The following is a 22,988-nucleotide window of genomic DNA, read 5'->3' as shown; positions in this document are numbered from 1 at the left end:
TTGTCACGGGATCCGGTCCTCAGACAGGCCCCGGGAACAGAAGCTGCTGTGCGATCTCACGGTGTCCGCGAGGGCGTCGTTCCGGTTCCGACGTAGGCCGCAAGGTGCTCGCCGGTGAGGGTGGAGCGGGTTGCGACGAGATCGGCGGGGGTGCCCTCGAAGACGATCCTGCCGCCGTCGTGGCCGGCACCGGGGCCGAGGTCGATGATCCAGTCCGCGTGCGCCATAACGGCCTGGTGGTGCTCGATGACGATGACCGACTTGCCGGCGTCGACGAGCCGGTCCAGCAGGCCGAGCAGGTTCTCCACGTCGGCGAGGTGCAGGCCCGTGGTCGGCTCGTCGAGGACATAGACATTGCCCTTCTCCGCCATCTGGGTGGCCAGCTTGAGCCGCTGCCGCTCGCCGCCGGAGAGGGTCGTGAGCGGCTGGCCGAGGGTGAGGTAGCCGAGCCCGACGTCGGCGAGGCGGTCCAGGATCTTGTGGGCGGCCGGGACTTTCGCGTCGCCGGCGCAGAAGAAGTCCTCAGCCTCCGCCACCGGCATCGCGAGCACTTCGGCGATGTTTCGGCCGCCGAGCGTGTACTCCAGCACTGACGCCTGGAACCTCTTCCCCTCGCATTCCTCGCAGATGGATTCGACGGTGGCCATGACGCCCAGATCGGTGTAGATGACACCGGCGCCGTTGCACGTGGGGCAGGCGCCCTCGGAATTGGAGCTGAAGAGCGCCGGCTTCACGCCGTTGGCCTTCGCAAACGCCTTGCGGATCGGGTCCAATAGCCCGGTGTACGTCGCAGGGTTGCTCCGCCGCGAACCACGGATCGCGCCCTGGTCGACCACCACCACGCCCTCGCGGCCGTCGATCGAGCCGTGAATCAAGGAGCTCTTGCCGGAGCCGGCAACGCCCGTAACCACGCAGAGCACCCCTAGTGGGAGATCGACGTCCACGTCTTTGAGGTTGTGTGTCGACGCGGCGCGGATCTCCAGGGCGCCGGAAGACGAACGGACCGCCTCCTTGAGCGCCGCCCGGTCGTCGAGATGGCGGCCGGTGATCGTGCCGCTCCCTTTCAGGCCCGCCACGGTGCCCTCGAAGCAGACTGTCCCGCCTCCCGTGCCGGCGCCGGGGCCGAGGTCGACCACGTGGTCGGCGATTGAGATCATCTCCGGCTTATGTTCCACGACGAGCACCGTGTTGCCCTTGTCCCGGAGCTGGAGCAACAGCTCGTTCATGCGCTCGATGTCGTGGGGATGCAGGCCGATCGACGGCTCGTCAAAGACGTAGGTGACGTCAGTCAACGAGGAGCCCAGATGGCGGATCATCTTGGTACGCTGCGCCTCGCCCCCGGAGAGGGTGCCGGCCGGCCGGTCGAGTGAGAGGTAGCCCAACCCGATCCCGGCGAAGGAGTCGAGGATGTGCTGCAGTCCCGAGAGCAGCGGGGCCACCGACGGCTCATTGAGGTCCCGGACCCACTCGGCCAGGTCGCTGATCTGCATCACGCATAGCTCGGCGATGTTCTTGCCCCGGATCTTCGAGGACCTGGCCTCCGGGCTGAGCCGCGTGCCGTCGCACTCCGGGCAGGTTTGAAAGGTGATAGCACGCTCCACGAAGGCCCGGATGTGAGGCTGCATCGCGTCGACATCTTTGGAGAGCATCGACTTCTGGATCTTCGGGATCAGTCCCTCATATGTCAGGTTGATGCCTTCGACCTTGATCTTGGTCGGTTCCTTGTAGAGCAGGTCGTGCATTTCCTTCTTGGTGAACTTCGCGATGGGCTTGTCCATGTCGAAGCCGGCGCCGCTGAAGATGCGGCCGTACCAGCCATCCATGCTGTAGCCGGGGATTGTGAGCGCGCCCTCGCTGAGTGACTTGGTGTCGTCGTACAGTGCCGTCAGATCGAAGTCGGAGACCGAACCCATGCCCTCGCAACGCGGACACATGCCGCCCAGGTAGACGACGTCGCGCACCACGTTCCTTTCGACCCTGCCGCCCTTCTCGGTGCTCATAACGCCGCTCGCCTTGCGTGTGGGGACGTTGAAGGAGAACGCAGTGGGCGGACCGATGTGCGGCTGCCCGAGTCGGCTGAAGAGGATGCGGAGCATGGCGTTGGCGTCGGTGGCGGTGCCGACGGTGGAGCGGGGGTTGGCGCCCATCCGCTCCTGGTCGACGATGATCGCCGTCGTCAGGCCTTCGAGCAGGTCGACGTCCGGCCGCGCCAGCGTCGGCATGAAGCCCTGTACGAAAGCGCTGTACGTCTCGTTGATCATGCGCTGCGACTCCGCCGCGATCGTGTCGAACACCAGCGAGCTCTTGCCGGAGCCGGAGACGCCGGTGAATACCGTCAGCCGGCGTTTCGGGATTTCGAGGCTGACGTCCTTGAGGTTGTTCTCGCGGGCGCCCTGCACGCGGATCAGATCGTGGGTGTCGGCAACATGCAGCGCAGGCGACCCTGTGCCGGTACTTGTGGCGATGCTCATCGTGTCTCCATCTGTTACGAGGGGGCGCCTTCGCGGTCCTCGCGGTCCCAGCCCGGGTCTATCTTGTCGGCTTCGGTCGGTACGTCCGGTTCGGCGTCGATCTCCCGCCGTTGTGCGGGAGGAAGCTCGTGCGAAGCGTGATGTCCATGACAGCCATGCTAGCTGCGGCCCGGCGACCCGTGCCTCGCGCCGGGGGTGTCTAGCTGGTCCGAATAGTGCCCGGATACGACTTGTCGAAGCGGCTGCGCGCGATGCGTCCCAGTCGTTCGACGGTGTGCCAGCTGATGACGGCTACCAGCAGGGTCAGCAGGATGGCCGACACGGCGACCAGCGGCGGCAGATCGGCGGTCGACCCGCCATTGATCCAGAGAATGACGACATAGTTCCACAGGTACGCGGCGTAGGAGACTGTGCCCAGCAGCTGCAGGGCGCGCGTCCACTTCGGCATGGCGCGCGTGCGGGAGGCGGCCAGTACCACCAGGACAGCCGCGCCCGCCATGGCCAGCGGGCCGCCGATAAAGAAGAAGGCCGGGGTTTCGTTGGCCTTGGGAAAGAAGATCAGCGCGGCCAGGACAAGGCTCGAACCGAGCAGGGCTGCAAGCCTGCGCCGGCGGCCGGCGAACCAGCTGAACACATGGACCCGGTAGAGGCGCAGTGCCGAACCGACGACCAGCCCGAGACCCCACGTCGTCGGCAGTGCGTAGACCAGGGAGTGCAGCTGCGGAGCCAGGATGAGCATCGCCAGCACGCTGACCGTCATGAGGGCAACGACGACGGCGGCTGACCAGCCAATCAGCCGTCCCCGGCGGTTGCTCCGCAGGGCGAAGACCAGCAGCGCCGGCCAGATCAGATAGAACTGTTCTTCGACCGCCAGCGTCCAGAGCGGACCGATCGCCAGGCTGACGTCGAAAGGCAGCGGGACGTCTTTGAGGTAGCCGAAGCCGGCGAGGACGGTATAGCCGATGATCCCCTTGGATCGATCCCCGAGGACGTCGGCCGTCAATTCAACGATGGCGTACACGCCAAGGAATAGCATGAGCGCCGGCAGCAGCCGGAAGGCCCGATGCGCATAAAATCGGCCGTAGCGAATCTTGCGGTGTCCTTCGACATCCTTCAGCAGCACGCCTGTGATGAGGTAACCGCTCAGCACAAAGAAGACGATGACACCGACGATGCCGGCACCTTGAAATATGCCGGGCCAGGAATGCCCCAAGAGAACGGCACCGACGGCAGCGCCACGGAGAACGTCCAGGCCGTCAAGCCTTGGCCGCACTGTAGTTTGCGGGGCGGCCGTCGCGGCCGTTTCGCCGACTAGCAATGCCACATAACCTCCGGAGGATCAGTCTGGCCGGTTTCAAATTCAGCTGAATCAGGGCAGGAACCGACCGCTGCCTCTGACGCGAATGTGATGGAGGCGCGAGCCAGCGCCTTCTCCCAGTATCCCTGATTTGGCTGGACGAAACCTGACCCTGGCCGGAATGGCCGTCCGGCCAGGGTCGGAAGCCGCTCCGGACTAAACTCGACTCCAATGGGCCGGCGGACGCCCGGGGCCGGATGGAACCCGCGGCAACGCCCTCGACAAGGAGGTCATGATGGCCGGCGGCAGCCGCGAACCCGGCAGGACCGTGACCTCGAAGGTCCTCGCCATCCTGGAAGCCTTCGAAAAGTCCCGGGGAGCCCTCAGCCTGACCGACATCGCCGAGAAGTCAGGCCTCCCGCTGAGCACCGCCCACCGGCTGGTCAACGAGCTCACCGACTCCGGGTTCCTCTCCCGCGAGCCCAACGGCCGTTACCAGCTGGGCATCCGCCTCTGGGAGCTCGCCCAAAACACCGGCCGCCAGTTGCGCGACGCGGCCCGGCCGTACGTCCAGGACCTGTTCTCCCTGACCGGCGAAACCGCACACCTTGCCGTACGGTCCGGCCACGAGGTGCTGTACATCGACCGCGTGTACGGGTCCAAGCGTTTGCCCCGCGCCTCCCGCGTCGGCGGTCGCCTGCCCATGCATGCGACCGCCGTCGGGAAGGTCATCCTGGCGTTCGAGGAAGAGTGGGTCCGGGACGCCTACCTGAACCGACAGCTGGAACGCCACACCGCGCACACCCACGTTGACCCGAAAAGGCTGGCTGCTGAACTCACCCAGATTCGGGAACAGGGGTACGCAACCACCCTCGAGGAAGTCCGGCTCGGCTCCTGTTCCATCGCCGTCCCGGTCTTCCACACCGGCAGGATCGGCGCAGCGATCGGGCTTGTGCTGCCGACGAACCAGGCAGCCACGATGACCCGGCACCTCCCGGTACTCAAGGGCATCGCGGCGCAGATCGAGCGCGCCACCGCACGGATCCCGCTGGAAACGCTGCTGGGCAGCCACGTTGCGGGAAGGGACTGACCTCGGCACGGTCCTCACCATGGTCTTGCACCCCGCCGCACGGCTTCCGGATGCCTCGTTTGCGGCCGGCAGCCTTCGTTTGCGGCCAGGAGGCGTCCGTCCGGGGGCACTTTGGTGTCAGTATTCGACGTCGGCGGCTTAGCTGGCGGCGCGTCCGTGTCAAAGTGCCCCTCGAGCCGCGGCCAGCCCAGGGCTTGGCCGGACGCTGTGCAAGGTGCGGGTTGGCAGGGCGATCCGGGATGCGGTCCGCACAGGAGAAGCTACCCGGCCCCGGGGTGGCTGGCAGCCTTTGTTTTGCGGCTGATGTGTTGCGGCCGGCAGCGTCTCTACGGGGGGCACTTTGGTGTCAGTCTTCGACGTCGGCGGCTTAGTTGTCGGCGTGTCCGTGTCGAAGTGCCCCCGAACCGCGGCCAGCCCGTACTGCCGCAGGCGGGGAAAACAACTCGCTTCCGCCCAGTGGAAGTGAGCACTGCCATCCGGGGGTGATGGAGGCCACACTGGTGATTGAGAACCCCCGGCATGCACTGCCGCTGCCGGCGGGACCTAAAACCAAGGAGCCCAGATGTCATCGTCGACTGAAACGGCCGGCCGCTGTCCCTTTGGCCACGGCGCCGAAGCCCCCGCCGGGCACCACGGCTACGAGCCGTTCCAGATGAAGGACCCCTTCCCTGCCTACGCCGAACTCCGGGCCGAGCAGCCCGTCATGTTCGACGAGCGGATCGGACTCTACATCGTCTCCCGCTATGACGACATCAAGGCTGTCTTCGAGGACTGGGAGACCTTCTCCAGTGAAAACGCCCAGGCCCCCGTCCGCGAACGGGGCGCCGCCGCGAAGAAGATCATGGAGGATGGCGGCTTCACCGCCTACTCGGGCCTCTCCGCCCGGCGCCCGCCGGAGCACACCCGCATCCGCGCCGTGGTCCAGAAAGCCTTCACGCCCCGCCGCTACAAGGCCCTCGAACCGTTCATCCGGCGCAACGTCGTCGAACTCCTCGAAAAGATGCTGGGCCGTCCCGAACACCGCGGGGACTTGGTCAAGGACCTCGCCTACGACGTGCCCACCATCACCATCCTTACCCTGATCGGCGCGGACGCCTCCCAGGTGGACACCTTCAAGCGCTGGAGCGATTCCCGCGCGGCCATGACGTGGGGGGACCTGAGCGACGAGGAACAGATCCCGCACGCCCACAATCTCGTGGAGTACTGGCAGGAGTGCCTGCGCCTGGTCAGGGTGGCCCATGCGGAAGGCGGCGACAACCTCACCGCGGACCTCGTGAAGTCCCAGCAGGAAGGAGCCGAAATCTCCGACCACGAGATCGCCTCCGTCCTCTACAGCCTGCTCTTCGCCGGCCACGAGACCACCACTACCCTGATCTCCAACGCCCTCCGCGAACTTCTGGCCCGCCCCGAGCAGTGGAAACAGCTCGTGGAGGACCCCACGAAGATTCCCGCCGCCATCGACGAGGTCCTGCGCTACGCCGGCTCGATCGTCGGCTGGCGCCGCAAGGCCCTCAAAGACGCCGACGTCGGCGGGGTCAAGGTCGAAGCGGGCGCTCAGCTGTTGCTCCTGATGGGCTCAGCCAACCGCGATGGGACCAAATTCGACGCCGGCGAGGACTTCGACATCACCCGCCCCAACGCCCGCGAGCACCTCTCCTTCGGGTTCGGCATCCATTACTGCCTGGGCAATATGCTCGCCAAGCTCCAGGCAAAAATCGCGCTCGAGGAAGTGGCCCGGCTCGCCCCGGAGCTGCGGCTGGAGAACCCGGAAGCCATCTCCTTCCGTGAAAACCTCTCCTTCCGCGTCCCCGAGACCGTCCCCGTCAGCTGGAAGGCCTGAGAAATATGCACAGCAACGAATACATCCAGTTCTTCGACGGCGGCATCGAACCGAAGCTCGAAAACCTCGGCGGCAAAGGCGCCTCCCTGGTCACCATGACCTCCGCCGGCATGCCCGTCCCGCCCGGCTTCGTGGTCACCACCGCGCAGTTCGACGCCTTCATGGAGGAGGCCGGCATCACCCGGGACATCCACGAGCTCCTCGCCGGCCTGGACCCCGAGGACATGGGCCAGGTGGACAAGGTCTCCGCCGCCATCCGGGAAGACATCCGCTCCCGCCCGGTGCCCCAGGCCCTGCGCGAGCTCACCGTCACCGCCTATGAGTCCCTGATGTCCCGCTTCGAGGCCCCGGTCCCGGTGGCTGTCCGCTCCAGCGCCACCGCCGAGGACCTCCCGGACGCCTCCTTCGCCGGCCAGCAGGACACCTACCTCTGGCTCGACGGCGTCAAAGCCGTGACCGAGCACATCCGCCAGTGCTGGGCCTCCCTCTTCACCTCCCGCGCCATCATCTACCGGCTCAAGAACAACATCCCCAACGAGGGCCTTTCGATGGCCGTCGTGGTGCAGAAGATGGTCAATGCCCGCGTTTCGGGCGTCGCCATCACCATGAACCCCACCAACGGCGACCGCTCCAAGATCACCATCGATTCCTCCTACGGGGTGGGGGAGATGGTGGTGTCCGGCCAGGTCACGCCGGACAACATCATGCTGGACAAGGTCACGCTGGCCGTCGTCTCCGAACACCTCGGCGACAAGCACGCCGAACTTGTCCCGGACGCCGCAGCCGGCCGCCTGGTGGAGCGGGAGGTCGACGCCGAACGCCGCGGCCGCCGTAGCCTCACCGACGCCGAACTCACCGCGGTCTCGCAGATGGCCAAGCGGGCCGAGAAGCACTACAAGTGCCCGCAGGACATCGAATGGGCCCTCGACGCGGACCTGCCCGACGGCGAAAACCTGCTCCTGCTGCAGTCCCGGCCGGAAACCGTGCACTCCTCCAAGCCGGCTGTCCCGTCCTCGGCCGTTGCCGGCGGCTACTTCAGCGGACTCAGCCCCGCAACCTCATCTAAGAAGTCTTGACTAGCCAGCCCGCTCCGTCACCCAGGCTCAACGCCGAGCCCGTATTGAAAGGACCGCCATGTCCCTGAAGTCCTTCCCCAAACCCTCCGAGCTCGCGGTCCCCGCCGGCGCCGAGGGCTGGGAAAAGATCTACCCCTACTACCTGGTCTTCCAGGACAAGCTCAAGGAACAGGAAGACGCCAAGTTCTGGTTCTGCGACAGCCAGCACTGGCCCACCGTGTTCAAGCCCTTCGAGACCATCGGCGGCGAGTTCGCGGTCAAGTGCCTGGGCCAGTACAACGCCCGGCACCTGATGATCCCCAATGCCAACGGGATCGAGTTCCGCGTCCATCTGGGCTACCTGTACATGTCGCCCATCCCGGTGCCGGAGGACCAGATCGCCGCCCGCGTGCCGCTGTTCGAGCAGCGCGTTGGCCACTACTTCCAGAACTGGGACCAGCTCCTCAAGCAGTGGCACGTCAAGGTCAAGGGCACCATCGAGGAGATGGAATCCATCTCTTTCCCAAGACTCCCGGACGTGGTCCCGATGGAGGACATCCTCTCCGGCAAGGGCAAGGACGGTTCCGAGAAGCTGCTGGAGAGCTACGACCGGCTGATCCAGCTGGCCTACCAGAACTGGCAGTACCACTTCGAGTTCCTGAACCTGGGCTACATCGCCTACCTGGACTTCTTCAACTTCTGCAAGCAGGTTTTCCCGAACATCCCGGACCAGTCCATCGCCACCATGGTCCAGGGCGTGGACATGGAACTCTTCCGCCCGGATGACGAGCTCAAGCAGCTCGCCAAACTGGCTGTTGAACTGCAGCTTCAAGGGCATTTTGGCAACACGGACGACGTCGATGCCACCCTGGCAGCCATCGCTGCCGCCCCGGGCGGGGACCGCTGGACGGCCCAGTACGAGGCCGCCAAGGACCCGTGGTTCAACTTCACCGTGGGCAACGGCTTCTACGGCCACGACAAGTACTGGAACGAACACCAGGAAATTCCGCTCGGCTACGTCGCGGACTACATCCGCCGGGTGGACGAGGGCCAGGAAATCATGCGCCCGGTGGCGGCCCTCATCACCGAACGCGACCGCATCATCGAGGAATACCGGGAGCTGCTGGAAGGCGAAAACCAGGCACTGTTCGACGCCAAGCGCGGTCTCGCCGGCACGGCCTACCCGTACGTGGAGAACCACAACTTCTACATCGAGCACTGGACCATGGGCGTCTTCTGGCGCAAGATCCGCGAGCTCAGCCGCATGATGCAGGCCGAGGGCTTCTGGACCGAGCCGGACGACCTCCTCTACCTGGGCCGCAACGAGGTCCGCGACGCGCTCTTTGACCTGGTCACCGGCTGGGGCGTCGGCGCCAAGCCGATCGGCCCGGACTACTGGCCGGAGGAAATCGAGCGCCGCCGCGGGATCGTGGACGCCCTCAAGACCGCCCGTCCGGCCCCGGCCCTGAACACACCGCCGGAAATCATCACCGAACCCTTCACCCGGATGCTCTGGGGCATCACCACCGAGCAGGTCCAGCAGTGGCTGGGAGCCGGCGAGGCGGTGGAAGGCGGCGGCCTGCGCGGCATGGCAGCCTCGCCCGGAGTCGTCGAAGGCCTGGCCCGCGTCATCACCGACGCGGACCAGCTCTCCGAGGTGCAGCAGGGCGAGATCCTGGTCGCCACCGTCACGGCGCCGTCCTGGGGCCCGATCTTCGGCAAGATCAAGGCCACGGTTACGGACATCGGCGGCATGATGAGCCACGCCGCGATCGTCTGCCGCGAATACGGGCTTCCGGCCGTCACCGGCACCGGCTCGGCGTCCACCACCATCAAGACCGGCCAGCGGCTGCGGGTGGACGGCACCAAAGGCACGGTCCAGATCCTCGACGCGCTGGACGAACTGGTGGTCGCCGGACCCGGGGCGCACAGCCACAGCCATGTCTGAGCCGAATACGCCCGCGACAAATATGCCTGCTGCGGAATATAGTGCTGCGGGTCCGGGCGGGCAGCCGGGGAGGACCGTCCTGATCACCGGTGCCGCCGGCGGCCTCGGCCGGGCGTTCGCGCTCGGCTTCGGCCGCCGCGGCTACCGCATGGCGGTGGCCGACGTGAACCTCGACGGCGCGGAGGAAACCGCCAGGCTGGTCAAGGAAACCGGGGCCGAAGCGGCGGCGTTCCATGCGGACGTCACGAGCGTCGGCTCCACCGAGGCCCTCGCGAAAAGCTGCGCGGACTTCGGCAACGGGAGCATCGACGTCGTGCTCAACAACGCCGCGGTGTACGCGGGGGTGACCCGCAGCCCGTTCGAGAACATCGATCCGGCCGAATGGGACCTGGTCATGAACGTGAACCTGAAAGGCCCCTGGCTCGTGACCCGGGCCGCGAGCCCCTACATTCCCGGCGGCGGGCGCGTCATCAACCTCTCCAGCGCCACGATCTTCAGCGGCTCGGAGCAGTGGCTGCACTACGTTGCTTCCAAAGGCGGCGTGGTGGCCCTGACCCGGGTGATGGCCAAGGAACTGGGCCGGCGGGGGATCACGGTCAACGCGATCGCCCCCGGCTTCACCCTCACTGAGGCCAGCTACGGGCTGATGGAGAACGCCGAGAACTACGGCGTGGACCGCGGCGCGATCAAACGCGCCAGCCAGCCGGAGGACATTGTGGGTGCGGCGCTTTTCCTGGCCGGCCCGGACAGTTCCTACTACACCGGCCAGACGATGGTGATCGACGGCGGACGCCAGTTCATCTGACTCTGTCCCATTTGCCAACATTCCGACTTCAACCCCAAGGAGAACCAATGCCAACGGTTCATTTCACCGACGCCGACGGCGCTGTCCGCGACGTCGAGGGCAATCCCGGCGACTCCGTCATGGAAACCGCGGTGCGAAACGGTGTTCCCGGCATCGTGGCCGAATGCGGCGGCTCGCTGTCCTGCGCCACCTGCCACGTCTTTGTCCGTGAGGACTGTCTTGCCAAGCTCCCGCCGATGCAGGACATGGAGGACGAGATGCTCTACGGCACCGCCGTGGACCGCGAGGACAACTCACGGCTGTCCTGCCAGCTCCGGCTGACCGACGAGCTCGAACTGTTCGTCACCACACCCGAAACCCAGGTGTAGCCGTGAGCACGCACGTTGCCGCGGCCGGGCAGGCATCCTCCGGAACCGGACCGGCTACCCGCACCGGCCTGCTGATCATCGGCGCGAGCCAGTCCGGCGTCCAGCTCGCCATATCCCTGCGGGCCCTCGGCTTCGACGAGCACATCACCTTGCTCGGCGAGGAGGACCACCGCCCGTACCAGCGCCCGGCGCTGTCCAAGGAGTTCCTGCAAGGCACGGTGCAGAGCGAATCCCTGATCTTCCGCTCCAACGAGTACTGGGCCGAACACGACGTGGACCTGGTCAAGGGCGAGCATGTTGTCCGGATCCAGAAGGAACCGGACGGATCCGGCGTCGCGCACTCGTCCTCCGGCAAGCAGTTCCCCTTCAAGCGCCTCGCCCTGACCGTCGGCGCCCGTGCCCGGAAGCTGGAGATCGAGGGCGGGGACCTCGACGGCGTGCTCTACCTGCGCAACGCCGACGACGCCCTGGCCCTCAAGGCCCGGGTGGGAGACGCGCAGGACGTCGTGGTGATCGGCGGCGGGTTCATCGGCCTCGAAGCCGCGTCCAGCCTGCAGAAGATGGGCAAGAACGTCACCGTGCTGGAATTCGGCCCGCGCCTGGTGGGCCGCGCGGTCGGCGAGGAAACGGCCGCGTACTTCCTGGAGGCGCACCGGGCCCGCGGCCTGGACATCCGGCTGAACACGAGCGCCAAACGCTTCACCGCGAGCGGCGCCGCGGGTGAAAAACAGACGGCCGTCTCCGGCGTCGAACTCCAGGACGGCACCGTGCTGCCGGCGCAGATCGTCCTGGTGGGCATCGGGGTCATCCCCAACACCCAGCTGGCTGAACAGCTCGGCCTGACAGTGGACAACGGGATCGTCGTGGACCGCTTCGCGCTGGCCTCGGACGGCACCACGGTGGCAATCGGCGACTGCGCCAACATGCCCAACCCGGTGCCCGGCTCGGCGCCGGGGGAGCGGATCCGGCTCGAAAGCGTCAACAACGCGATTGAACACGCCAAGGTGGCCGCCTACTCGCTCACCGGCCGGCGCGAGGAATACGCCGGCATCCCGTGGTTCTGGTCCAACCAGGCTGACCTCAAACTGCAGATCGCCGGGCTGTGCAACGGCTACGACCAGACCGTGCTGCGGCGGGACGGGCAACGCGGCAAATTCAGCGTCCTCTACTACCGCCACGGGCAGGTGATCGCCGCTGACTGCGTCAACGCCCCGCTGGACTTCATGGCCGTGAAAAACGCCCTCGCCAAAGGCCAGAACATCCCCGCCGACGCCGCCGCGGATCCGGCAACACCCCTCAAGACGATCACCACGGACAGCTAACTCCACTCAGGCAGTAAGTCGGCCCCACCCGAAGGAGCATTATGACCACCCCCAAGACCCCGGCCGCCGGCACCGTCACCCCGAACCCGGTCTCCGAAAACCCGGCGGCCGCCCATCCCGCTGCTGCGGACTTCGCCGCCGCGTACCCGGTCCGGCCCGTCCCGGCCCCGGGACCGGTGGACACCGCCCCGATCGCCACCACCCCGGCGGCCCTCGAGGAACTCGACGGCCTCTGGCGGGCCGTGGTCCACGAGACCCGCACCCGCGGCAACGATATCCACCTGCCGATCTCCCTCGCCTTCGCCGAACGGCTTTGCCGGGCCTACCCGGACGCCGACTCAGAGCTCGTCCGGGTGGCCACCTTGCTGCACGACACCGGCTGGGCCCACGTGGACGAATCCAGGATCATCTCCGAAGGGTTCGCCGGTGACTGGCGCAAGGCCGCCATCCGCTACGAGCACGAGAAGCAGGGCTGCGAGGTCGCCCGCCGCGTGCTCCCGGGCCTGGGCTACTCTCCCGAGTTCGTGGAGCGTGTCTGCGACATCATCGACGGCCACGACACCCGGTTCGTGGCGCACTCCGTGGAGGATGCACTCATGCGTGACGCGGACCGGCTGTGGCGTTTCGACCAGGCCGGGATCGCGCTGGCGTCCTCCTGGTTCGGGATGGACCCGGCCACCTACACCGACCGGCTGGCCTCGGAAATCGTGCCCGAACTCATCACCCAGGCCGCCCACGACATGGCCACCGCGGACCTGAACCGCTCCACTGCTTTGCTCAAGACGGCGGTGATCCGGTGACTTCCGCCACGCACGACGCCCCCGCCGTCGCCGTCCGCGCCGCGCTGCAGCTGCCGTACACCCATGAGGAGACCATCTTCATCGATGGTGCCTGGACCCCGGCCCGCGGCACCGGCCGCAACCAGGTCACCGACCCCGCCACGGGCGACGTCTGGGGGTCCGTCCCCGACGGCACCGTTGAGGACGTGGGCGCCGCCGTCGCATCCGCCCAACGCGCCTTCCAGGGCGAATGGCCCCGACTGGCGCCGTCGGAGCGGGCCGCGTACCTGCTGCGCATCGCCGACGAAGTGGAGAAGCGCGCAGAGGAACTCTCGCTCACCAACACCCGCGAGAACGGCTCGCCCGTCTCCGAATCCGCCGGGGCGGCCGCCAACGCCGCCGGAATCTTCCGCTACTTCGCCACGCTCGCCGAATACCTCGAGCGCGAGGACGTGCGCGCCTTCCCGCGCGGCGGCGGCGAATCCGTGGTCCGGCGGGACCCCCTGGGCGTGTGCGCGCTGATCGCGCCGTGGAACTTCCCCATCAACCTCGTGGTCATCAAACTGGCCCCTGCGCTCCTGGCCGGCTGCACGGTCGTGATCAAGCCGGCCTCGCCCACCCCGCTGTCCATCCGGGCGATCATCGACGCCGTGGCCGCCGCGGGCGTCCCCGCCGGCGTCGTCAACCTGGTCACCGGCTCCGGGCGGCTCGGCGATGCCCTCGTGAAGCATCCCGGCGTGGACAAGGTCGCATTCACCGGGTCGACCCCGGTGGGCCGGAAAATCGCGGCGGCCTGCGGCGAGCTACTGCGTCCCGTCACCCTGGAACTGGGCGGGAAGTCCAGCGCGGTCGTGCTGCCCGACGCCGACCTGGATGCCATGGCCAAAGTCCTCATTCGATCCTGCATGCGCAACACCGGCCAGACCTGCTACATCTCCACCCGGCTCCTGGTCCCGGCCAGCCGGTACGAGGAGGTGGTGGACATGGTCACTGCCACCATCGCTGCCGGGAAGCAGGGCGACCCGCTGGACCCCGGCACAGTGTTCGGACCCTGCGCCACGGAAGCGCAGTACCGGACGGTGCTGGAGTACGTGGAGTCCGGGCTGGCGGAAGGCGCCCGGGCCACGACCGGCGGCCGTGCGGCATCGCTGGGCGGGGGGCTGGAAGGCGGGTACTTCGTGGAACCCACCGTATTCGCGGACGTCACGCCGGACATGCGGATTTCCCGCGAGGAGATCTTCGGCCCGGTTATCTGCATCCTGAAGTACGACGACAACGTCGACGGCGGTATCGATGAGGCTGTGGCGCTGGCGAACAACACGGAATTCGGACTGGGCGGGCTGGTGTTCGGGCAGGATCCCGAGGCGGCCCTGGAAGTCGCGGACCGGATGGACACCGGCTCCGTGGGCATCAACTTCTTCGCCTCCAACCACGCCGCACCCTTCGGCGGGCGGCACGATTCCGGCCTGGGCACCGAGTATGGCGTCGAAGGCCTGAACGCGTACCTGAGCTACAAGTCCATCCACCGGAAGGTGTAGCCGCCCGAACCCACAACGCGGGGTCACTCCGCGCCCATCCCGGGCCCTTGGATGGGCGCGGAGTGACTCCGCGTTTGCTGTGTGTGCCCCCGGCGGGCAGTTGGACCCTACCGCGGACCGGGGCGCAAGCCGATAATCGGGCGTATCAATCCCGTGCAGAAGATGGAGGCGATCGACGTGTCGGTTTATACGCTGGGAATTTGGTTGGTGCATCCCGGACGCGAAAACGATTTCGTGCAGGCCTGGCGTGATCTGGCCAGAAAGACCCAAGAGGATTTCCCCAACGCCAAAGCCGTGCTGATGCACGACCGCGACGTCCGCAACCGGTTCATCAGCACCGGCCCGTGGGAGTCGCTCGAACAGATCGAGCAGTGGCGGGCCTCGGCGATGTACGAGCAAATGTTCCAGCCCCTTAAGGAACTGCTGGAACATTTCGAGGCGCGAACCCTGGACGAGGCGGCCAGCATCGGCTGGGATGCCACCGATATGTAAAAACACCGGGACAGATAGCCGCCGGCCGAGTTGCGACGCCCTTCCCGACGGGCTATTGGGCCTGCAGCGCCTCAAAAACGGCGGGCAGCAGGACATCGTTCCGGCCCCAGACGGGATCAAAGACTTCCACGTACCAGGCATCCGCCAGGACGAGGGCCAAAGTCTCATTGGACTCGGCCGCCCAGTCCCGGAGCTGGTCGTCCCCCAGCGGGCCTTCGCTGCTTCCCAGCACGGTTGCGACGGCGTCGTCCTGCACAGTCACCGGGATAGAGGCGCTGCTCGCCTCCCCGGGTGCATGGGCGACCGTCACGAGGCCGGTCCGGGTGGACAACGCCAGGAGCGCCGACGCCGTCTCAGGGCTGCAGAAAGCCGTCACGTAGGCGCGTTGTGCGAGGCCCCCCGCCTGAACGCCGGGCTGCGATTCCTTGGTGAAGAGCCCGTTGCGGTTGAGCCGGGCGAGCTCTCCGGAGATCGACGCGGTCTCGTCGTCGAACCCTGGCGAGAAGACCCCCGGCTGGTACTCGCTCTTGCCTTCCAGCCAGCGGGCGGTCAGCTCCCCGGCCGCCGGGATGGTGGTGGCCTGGCGCCAGACGTCGCGGTCCGCGAGGAGCCGGCCGAAGCTGTCCCGTTCCGTCGTGAACCTGTCCCCTGACATTCAGGCCTCCCTGGCCGCGGAGTGAGCGGTGGAGTGAGCCGCGGACTGGGCCGCGGACTGCCCCGCGGAAGGGTTCGGGGACTGCCCCTGCGGGGCGTGGTGCTGCAGGAGGAGGGAAAGCCGTTCGCAGGTGGCCCGGAGTGCCTCCAGCTCACGCCGGCTGTAGTCCTCGACGATCTGCTTGATCCGGTCTGCGAAGCGCTCGTCGTCGACCTCAAACATGTGGTTCAGCGTGGCCACCGAGAGCCCGTCCGACGACCGGATCTCCCAGTCGCCGCCGAGCTGCAGGAGCGGTGGTTCCAGATGCAGCTGCTGGAACTCGCCGCGGTGGGTGGCGGCATCAAAGACGCGCCAGCTGTGGCTTGAACTGAGTGAGCCGTTGGAAACCACCGAGGTACGGAGTTCGTGCGTGGCGTCGTCGCCGCTGACCCGCTCCGAGTAGACCGTCAGACCGTCAAGGTACGGCCAGTGCGAGGCTTCGCGCAGCATGCTGAACACCAGGTCCGTCGGGGCATTGATGCTGGTCCGGTGCGAGGTCCGGTGCGCATTGCGCGGCGTGCTCACTGACAAGTTCACCCCTCCTGTGATCGTGCCCGTTGTTTTGCAGGTCTTCTATGCAGGCTAGGCCAGTTGAGGACCGCCGTGAACAATTCCGTCCTGCCGCGTCACGGAGGGCAATCTTCGGTAACACAGAGTCGCTGCAGGCCCGGCGGCGGACGCCGGAGGACCGGGGCAGGCCCGAAGACCCGCCTGCCACCCGTAAGGAAGCCTGTCGGAAGATGTCCGGCGGCGATTTCCTGTGCCTGTGGTGCGTGCCTGCGTGTATCGTCGATTGCTCCGTAACTGCCGTTATGAGTCCGGAAAACGGCAGTTAGGGAGCAATCGACGGGGGCGCCGATGGACTTGGAGAGCGACCTTAGCTGCGCGACATCGGCACCGTAGATGCCAGGTGCCACGCGTTTCCCCCAGAATCGATGTGGACTCGTTTCCCGAAACACTATCCGGCACGACCTGACGATGCGATGCAGAGTCCTGCCCTTGCGGACCCGGCGCCGGTCGACGGGCCAGGGATCGGTGCTTCGGGCTAGAGTTCACACCGGGGTTCACCCCCACGACGAAGTTTTCAGGAGCCGCCACGGAGCCGGGCGGAGAAACAGCCGGGAGCAATCAGTGCGGCATGGATCCAAACCCACCATCCGCGATGTCGCGGAGAGGGCCGGCGTGTCCCTGACAACGGTCTCCTATGTGCTCTCCGGCAGGTCCGGCGGCACCACCCGGATCAGCCAGCCTACCCAGGACCGGGTGCATGCCGCCGTCCGCGAACTCGGCTACGTCGCCAACCAGGCCGCCCGGGGAATGCGACGGGGGCGGACAGACCTGGTGGCGGTGGCCCTTGCCGATCTCGACCAGCCCCGGGACCGTGCCTTGGCCACCGCGCTGTCACAGATCCTGCCGCAGCACGGCTACCAGGCGGTCATCCTGCTGGGCGGGGGCTGGCGCAAGTTCATGCTCTCCGGCGGCGCCGACGGCGTGATCCTCCTGCACCACGGCGAGGACCCCGAGGACGTCGTCGCCCTGGCGGAGCTGGCGGACCGCCGCGTGGCACAGCTCGTGATCCCCGACGTCACGGAGCCCCTCGACGTCCCGGAGCCCGCGGACGTCCTGGGGCCCGCGGACGCCGACGTCGTGCCGCCGGGCCCGGCGTCCACCCCGGAACTCGTGTGTGCGCGAGCCGTCTTCACCCTGGTGGACCACATGCGCGGACTGGCGCCCAACACAGGTGCCGGCGACGGGGATTGAACGCCGGACGCGGCCCTAGGCTGGTAGGCATGACGTTTGAGGCGGTCTTGGAAGAATTGCGCCGGCTGGCCAAGGGGGAGACCCATGCCCACACCGGCCTGTGGGTCTCGGCCCAGCTGCGCGAACGGATTTCGGCGGGCCAGCTGGCGCCGGGGACAAAGCTGTCCGAGGAGGCGCTGGGGGAGGCCCTCGGCGTCAGCCGCAATACGCTTCGCGAGGCGTTCACCTCCCTGCATGCCGAGCACATCATCGCCCGCATCCCGAACCGCGGAGTGTTTGTCGCCCGGCCCACGGCCGAGGACGTCCGGGAGATCTACCGTGTGCGCCGCTACGTCGAGCCCGCCGCCATCCTGTGGCAGGAGCCGGCGCCTGTTGACGACCTGCGGGCCATAGTGGCCGAGGGGCAGCGGGCCCGGTCCCGCGGCGACGTCCCTGGCATGGCAGCTGCCAACCAGGACTTCCACCGTGCGGTCGTGGCGCGTGCGGGCAGCGAGCGGCTGGACGCGCTGATGGAACAGGTCCTCGCTGAGATGCGCCTGGTTTTCCACGCGATGGGCTCCGATCCCGCTTTCCACGAACCCTATCTAGCCGACAACGTCAGGCTGATTGATCTCATGGGTTCCGGGGACAACGCCGCCGCGGCGGAGTTCATGCGCCAGTACCTCGACCGCGCGGAGGGCCAGCTGCTGGCGGCCATGGCCGCCTGAACCGGCCCCTTTCGCTCATCGAGGAGGACCCGACGGCGGTCTCCCCAGGGTGCGTCGCGGCGCAAATGGAACCGAAGCCTGTCAGTTCGTTGGACAAAAGGCTTGTCAGATTGTTGAACAAAAACATATGCTGTTCTCCAAAGTGACGGGCACCACTATCCGTGGACAGTCGATCCGCGGCGGCCTTCTGGCCGTGCCTCCAACTACAACCCTCCGCTGACCAGTCATGGCCGAAGCGGGAATGGAAAAATATGCTCGTACTCATCGGGGTCTTGCTGGTGATCGTTGGCTTCGCCATCCGCCTAAACCCACTGATCGTTGTCACGGTCTCCGGCATCGTGACGGCCCTTCTTGGGGGCCTCTCGCCGCTGGAAATCCTCAATGCCTTCGGCTCCGGATTCGCCAGCAGCCGATCCGTCACCATCTTTGTGGTCGTGCTGCCGGTGATCGGGATCATTGAGCGTTTCGGCTTGCAGGAACAGGCCAAAACGCTGATCTCCAAACTGGCCAAGCTGACGGCCGGCCGGGTCTTGCTCGGATACCTGCTGGTCCGGCAGGCCACGGCGGCCCTGGGTCTGAACAGTATCGGCGGACACGCGCAGACCGTGCGTCCGCTGGTCTTCCCGATGGCTGAGGGCGCCGCGCTCCGCCGCTATGGAAGCGTCACGGACAAGGTCAAGGAAAAGATCAAGGGCCACTCCGCTGCGGCGGACAACGTCGGCGTGTTCTTCGGCGAAGACATCTTCGTCGCCGTCGGATCCATCCTGCTGATCACGACCTTCGTGGACACCACGTACCACCTTCACCTGGAGCCGCTGGAGCTTGCCGTGTGGGCCATTCCCACCGCAATCTTCGCCTTCCTCATCCATGGCTTCCGTCTCCTGCGCCTTGACCGCCAGCTGGACAAGGATGCCCGCACCGCAGAAGCAGAGAAGTCTGCAGAGCCCGTCACCGTCGGAGGAGAAGCATGATCAAGGTTGAAGCCGTCTTCTGGCTGATAGGCATGCTGTTTGTTGCCTGGGCGTTCCTGATCGCCCGCGACACGAGCCACCCCAAGCGTTGGGGCAGCTCCACCTTCTGGGGGCTTCTGGGTCTCTGCTTCTTCTACGGCACATGGGTGCAGGCGGGTACCGCTCCGGCCTGGATCCTGGGTATCGGCGTGCTGGTGCTGGTCGCGCTGGCGAGTACCGGCCTGCTCGGTGACGGCAAGGCCAGGACCACCAGCGTGCAAAGCCGCACCGAGTCAGCTGCCAAGTTCGGCAACAAGCTGTTCATCCCGGCCTTGACCCTTCCGGTGGTGACGGTCGTTATCGTGCTGCTGGCCCCTGTGCTGAAGATTGGCGGTCAGCCGATCTTCGATCCCACCAACACCACGCTCGTGGCGCTGGCTGTGGGCGCCGTCGTCGCCGCGATCGTCGCCGTCGTGATCCTGCGCCCCCAGCAAAAGCTGGCCCCGGTATTCGAGGGGCGGCGCATTCTGGAATCGATTGGCTGGGCTGCCTTGCTGCCGCAGATGCTGTCCACCCTGGGCATCCTCTTCACCAAGGCCGGCGTCGGCACCGCCGTCGGCACGCTTGCCAAGGGCATGCTGCCCGAGGGCTCGCTGCTCGCCGCCGTCGTCGTCTACTCCGTGGGGATGTTCCTCTTCACGGTGCTGATGGGCAACGCGTTTGCCGCGTTCCCGATCATGACGGCAGCCATCGGCTGGCCGGTCCTGGTGCAGACCTTCCACGGCACCCCGGCGATCGTCTTCGCGATCGGCATGCTCGCAGGTTTCTGCGGCACGCTGTGCACACCGATGGCCGCCAACTTCAACCTGGTCCCGTCGGCGCTCCTGGAGATGAAGAACAAGTACGGCGTGATTAAGGCCCAGGTCCCCACCGCCATTCCGCTGCTCGGGGTCAACATCGTCCTGATGTACTTCTTCGCCTTCCACTAGCCGGCACCCACAAACTGCAAGGAGACACATGGACGTCATCACCTTCAACCCCTCGGTCCAGATGGACGCGCTGGCCAACGAGTACGCGGATATCGTCGCGGCGAATCTGTCCCGGCCCTACCCGTTCTCTTCCCAGCACGTGGAAAAGTCACCGGCGGAGCGGTCCGGACCGCGGGAACTTCACCCCGCGTTCCACACGTCCTTCGATTGGCACTCCTGCGTGCACATGACGTGGCTGGGTGTGAGCCTGCTCGAGCACGGGCTCGACGCCGGGCGGGACGCGGCCCTGCGGGCCGTGCTTTCTGCGAACCTGACGGCGGACAACCTGGCCGTGGAGGGCGCGTATCTGGCGGCCAATCCCGGCTGGGAACGCCCGTACGGCTGGGCCTGGCTGGTGCGCCTCGCCGCCACGGCCGCCGTGTCGGAGGACGAGCAGATTCGCGGCTGGGGAGCGGCCCTGGACCCGCTGGTCGATGTCGTCGCGTCCCTCGTGGCCGGCTGGACAGCCAAGGCCGAGTTCCCGGTGCGCCACGGAATCCACACGAACGCCGCCTTCGGACTGGGCATGATGCTGGATTCCTTCCGCCAGCTGGGCCGGGACGAGGCAGCAGCGGCGTGTGGGGCGGCTGCCCTCGGCTGGTTCGGGGACGACGCCGGCTGGCCGGGCGAGTGGGAAATGAGCGGCCAGGACTTCCTGTCCGCTGGCCTCAGCGAAGCAGACCTCATGGCCAAGGTGCTGGACGCGGACGCTTTTGCTGAATGGTTTGATGCGTTCCTCCCGGGGCTTTCCGCGGATGACCGCATTCTCGCCAAGGCCACCGTCACGGATGAGTCCGACGGCTACCTGGCCCACCTCAACGGACTGAATCTCACGCGTGCCGGCCAGATCATCCGCATCCGGAAGGCCCTGGCGGCAGGCGGCGCCACCAGCGCCGGCGGCGCACTCGCTGCTCTGGACGAGGCGCTGGAGCCGCTGCTGTCGGCGGGCCTGAGTTCGGTCATTACCGAGGAGTTCATGTCCAGCCATTGGCTTGCCAGCTTCGCCTGGGATGCCCTGGCCTCCGCGCTGTAGCAGCCGCGTGGCGGCGTGATGCCCGGCCCAACGTAGGGTCTGGATGCCGGCGGTCCCGGGGAACTTTCCCCGAGACCGCCGGCATCCCCTTTCCCGGCAGGGAGCCCTTTTGCTGGAGGGACGCCTCGCCCGATCCGAATCTCCCGGGCGGTGTGCTACCGGCAGGTAGCATTGGGGTGCTGGCGGAGCAGTCGCCACGCTGGGAAGCGCAGGGGGAGTCGTGCTGAGGGAAATCACCGCTGCCCACGGGAAGAACTCGCTACAGGTGCGCTCAGGCATCATCGAGTCAATCTGGCAGCCGGGATCTATTGTCGACGTCGCCGACGCCCACTCTGCCATCCGCGCCGCGGAGCGGCTCAGTGGTGGCGCGCCGATGCCAATGCTGTCCGAAATGACGGATGTGCAAATAAGTGCGGCCGCCCGCTATGTTTTCGCCCAGACGACGGGCGTTTTGGCCATTGCCGTCCTCGGCTCCAGCGTCGTGGACCGTGTTGTGGCCGCCGCCATGGGCCGGCACACCCGCTACCCGCACGAGTTCTTCACCTCCAGGCAAGATGCGATCGCCTGGCTCAACAGTGTCACCGGCGCGGATGACGATACCGGCGCTAACGGCGACACCGTCCGGGTCTAGGCGTCGCACCGGTCTCGAAGGGCTCCAGCCGCGGGCCGGCCGGGCCGGTCGGATCGGTCTCCGTTAGGAGTCGCGTCAGGCGTCGCGCAGCGGGCGGCGAGCCAGCCACGCCGCAACGATGGCGCCGGAGACGTTGTGCCAGAGCGAGAACACGGCGGACGGCAGGGCGGCCAGGGGGCTGAAATGGGCCGTGGCAAGGGTGGCGGCCAGGCCCGAGTTCTGCATTCCGACCTCGAACGCCAGCGCCCGGCGGGCTTTGTCATCCAGGCGCCCCAGCTTGCCGGCGAGGTAGCCCAGACCCAGGCCGAAGCCGTTGTGCAGCACCACTGCGAGGAACACAATGCCGCCGGCGGCCACGATCTTGCTCGCGCTGCCGGCCACCACGATCGCCACGATCAGCGATATCACGACAGCGGAGGCCCACGGCAGTGCCGGCAGCACCTTGGCCACGAGCTTCTTGAGGAAGAGCCGGGCCAGCAGGCCGGCGATCACCGGCAACAGCACGGTCTTGACGATGTCCAGAACCATGCCGGCGGCGTCGATGTTCAGGAACGAACCGGCCAGGAACAGCACCAGCAGGGGAGTCACGATCGGGGCGATCAACGTCGAAACCGAGGCGACGGCCACGGACAGGGCGACATCGCCCTTTGCCAGGAAGGCCATCACGTTCGACGCGGTCCCCGACGGCGCGCAGCCCACCAGGATCAGGCCCACCGCGAGCTCCGGTTCCAGGTGCAGCCCGACGGCGATCAGCCAACCGGCGCCGGGCATGATGACGTAGTGCGCCACGATGCCGAGGACCACGGCCCACGGCCGCTTGGCCACCGAGGCGAAGTCCGGCGGCGTCAGGGTCAGGCCCATGCAGAACATGATGATGCCCAGCAGATACGGCACGCTGGGTGCAAGCGGTTTGAACGCGCCAGGCAGCAGGAAACCGGCGACGCCGGCCACGACCACCAGGATCGGGAAGATTGTCACCGCGATGCGGGCGATCTTGGCCTCGGCGGCGAGGGCGGGATTGGCCGGGGCCTCCGCGTCAGTGCGGGTGCCGGCGTCGTCATTCTGGGATTTGGTTGCCTCAAGCATCCAAGCATGGTGGCACCAGTGTCTGCCAGGTGGCCACTTCATGACCGGGTGTCGGACAAATATGTCGGATTTTTGACTGGCAAGCGGCGCTGG

General features: G+C 66.9%; 21 protein-coding genes. 16 read left to right on the top strand and 5 right to left on the bottom strand.

Annotated features, from left to right (window positions below; genetic code table 11):
• Positions 1-56 precede the first annotated feature (56 nt).
• On the bottom strand, positions 57-2,471 hold the full coding sequence (locus AC1DES_RS11515; RefSeq protein ID WP_476895830.1) for an ATP-binding cassette domain-containing protein: 2,415 nt from the start codon (positions 2,469-2,471) through the stop codon (positions 57-59).
• Positions 2,472-2,670: 199 nt separating this feature from the next.
• The gene (locus AC1DES_RS11510) at positions 2,671-3,795 is read right to left on the bottom strand and encodes an acyltransferase family protein (protein ID WP_476895829.1); all 1,125 of its coding nucleotides are present in this window, start codon (positions 3,793-3,795) and stop codon (positions 2,671-2,673) included.
• A gap of 268 nt (positions 3,796-4,063) precedes the next feature.
• Between AC1DES_RS11510 and AC1DES_RS11505 the strand changes: the two genes are divergently transcribed.
• From AC1DES_RS11505 to AC1DES_RS11460, 10 genes are all read left to right on the top strand, one after another.
• Complete coding sequence (locus AC1DES_RS11505; protein ID WP_476895896.1) at positions 4,064-4,858, top strand: IclR family transcriptional regulator; 795 nt, start codon at positions 4,064-4,066, stop codon at positions 4,856-4,858.
• A gap of 562 nt (positions 4,859-5,420) precedes the next feature.
• Positions 5,421-6,698, top strand: a complete 1,278-nt coding sequence (locus tag AC1DES_RS11500) for a cytochrome P450 (protein ID WP_476895828.1) — start codon at positions 5,421-5,423, stop codon at positions 6,696-6,698.
• A gap of 5 nt (positions 6,699-6,703) precedes the next feature.
• Positions 6,704-7,774, top strand: coding sequence for a PEP/pyruvate-binding domain-containing protein (locus tag AC1DES_RS11495; RefSeq protein WP_476895827.1), 1,071 nt, complete (start codon positions 6,704-6,706; stop codon positions 7,772-7,774).
• A gap of 58 nt (positions 7,775-7,832) precedes the next feature.
• Positions 7,833-9,701: a PEP-utilizing enzyme gene (locus AC1DES_RS11490; RefSeq protein ID WP_476895826.1), complete on the top strand. Its 1,869-nt coding sequence runs from the start codon at positions 7,833-7,835 to the stop codon at positions 9,699-9,701.
• Complete coding sequence (locus AC1DES_RS11485; RefSeq protein ID WP_476895825.1) at positions 9,694-10,506, top strand: SDR family NAD(P)-dependent oxidoreductase; 813 nt, start codon at positions 9,694-9,696, stop codon at positions 10,504-10,506. The genes AC1DES_RS11490 and AC1DES_RS11485 overlap by 8 nt, the downstream gene beginning before the upstream one ends.
• A 47-nt stretch (positions 10,507-10,553) precedes the next feature.
• Positions 10,554-10,874: a 2Fe-2S iron-sulfur cluster-binding protein gene (locus AC1DES_RS11480; protein ID WP_476895824.1), complete on the top strand. Its 321-nt coding sequence runs from the start codon at positions 10,554-10,556 to the stop codon at positions 10,872-10,874.
• Between the two features lie 2 nt (positions 10,875-10,876).
• Entirely contained in the window at positions 10,877-12,196 is a 1,320-nt protein-coding gene (locus AC1DES_RS11475; protein WP_476895823.1) for an NAD(P)/FAD-dependent oxidoreductase, read from the top strand.
• 41 nt (positions 12,197-12,237) lie between these two features.
• Positions 12,238-12,996, top strand: a complete 759-nt coding sequence (locus AC1DES_RS11470) for an HD domain-containing protein (RefSeq protein WP_476895822.1) — start codon at positions 12,238-12,240, stop codon at positions 12,994-12,996.
• Positions 12,993-14,513 (top strand): aldehyde dehydrogenase family protein, encoded by a 1,521-nt coding sequence (locus AC1DES_RS11465; RefSeq protein WP_476895821.1) that lies wholly within the window; start codon positions 12,993-12,995, stop codon positions 14,511-14,513. Before AC1DES_RS11470 ends, AC1DES_RS11465 begins: the two co-directional genes overlap by 4 nt.
• 162 nt (positions 14,514-14,675) lie before the next feature.
• Positions 14,676-15,005: an antibiotic biosynthesis monooxygenase gene (locus tag AC1DES_RS11460; protein ID WP_476895895.1), complete on the top strand. Its 330-nt coding sequence runs from the start codon at positions 14,676-14,678 to the stop codon at positions 15,003-15,005.
• 52 nt (positions 15,006-15,057) lie between these two features.
• Here AC1DES_RS11460 and AC1DES_RS11455 read toward each other — a convergent pair whose 3' ends face one another.
• A complete protein-coding gene (locus tag AC1DES_RS11455) occupies positions 15,058-15,660 on the bottom strand; it encodes a DUF6919 domain-containing protein (protein ID WP_476895820.1) in 603 nt (200 codons plus the stop codon).
• Positions 15,661-16,236 (bottom strand): SRPBCC family protein, encoded by a 576-nt coding sequence (locus AC1DES_RS11450; protein ID WP_476895819.1) that lies wholly within the window; start codon positions 16,234-16,236, stop codon positions 15,661-15,663.
• 594 nt (positions 16,237-16,830) lie between these two features.
• Here AC1DES_RS11450 and AC1DES_RS11445 point away from each other — a divergent pair.
• The 6 genes from AC1DES_RS11445 (at position 16,831) to AC1DES_RS11420 (ending at position 21,809) form a co-directional block, all read left to right on the top strand.
• Positions 16,831-17,460, top strand: coding sequence for a LacI family DNA-binding transcriptional regulator (locus tag AC1DES_RS11445; protein WP_476895818.1), 630 nt, complete (start codon positions 16,831-16,833; stop codon positions 17,458-17,460).
• 29 nt (positions 17,461-17,489) lie between these two features.
• Positions 17,490-18,167, top strand: a complete 678-nt coding sequence (locus tag AC1DES_RS11440; protein ID WP_476895817.1) for a GntR family transcriptional regulator — start codon at positions 17,490-17,492, stop codon at positions 18,165-18,167.
• 251 nt (positions 18,168-18,418) lie between these two features.
• Positions 18,419-19,138: a DUF969 domain-containing protein gene (locus AC1DES_RS11435; RefSeq protein ID WP_476895816.1), complete on the top strand. Its 720-nt coding sequence runs from the start codon at positions 18,419-18,421 to the stop codon at positions 19,136-19,138.
• Positions 19,135-20,106, top strand: coding sequence for a DUF979 domain-containing protein (locus AC1DES_RS11430; RefSeq protein WP_476895815.1), 972 nt, complete (start codon positions 19,135-19,137; stop codon positions 20,104-20,106). The genes AC1DES_RS11435 and AC1DES_RS11430 overlap by 4 nt, the downstream gene beginning before the upstream one ends.
• A gap of 28 nt (positions 20,107-20,134) precedes the next feature.
• Positions 20,135-21,178, top strand: coding sequence for a DUF2891 family protein (locus tag AC1DES_RS11425; protein ID WP_476895814.1), 1,044 nt, complete (start codon positions 20,135-20,137; stop codon positions 21,176-21,178).
• A gap of 220 nt (positions 21,179-21,398) precedes the next feature.
• Positions 21,399-21,809 carry a DUF7793 family protein gene (locus tag AC1DES_RS11420; protein WP_476895813.1) on the top strand — a complete coding sequence of 137 codons (411 nt, stop codon included), beginning with the start codon at positions 21,399-21,401 and terminating at the stop codon, positions 21,807-21,809.
• A 75-nt stretch (positions 21,810-21,884) separates the two neighbouring features.
• On the opposite strand, the gene AC1DES_RS11415 is transcribed toward AC1DES_RS11420, so the two are convergent.
• A complete protein-coding gene (locus AC1DES_RS11415; protein WP_476895812.1) occupies positions 21,885-22,895 on the bottom strand; it encodes a bile acid:sodium symporter family protein in 1,011 nt (336 codons plus the stop codon).
• Between the last annotated feature and the right edge of the window lie 93 nt (positions 22,896-22,988).

The organism is Arthrobacter sp. 05T442, from assembly GCF_056395945.1.
Note: the sequence above shows the minus strand (reverse complement) of the source record. Positions and strands in the feature narration are given on the sequence as shown.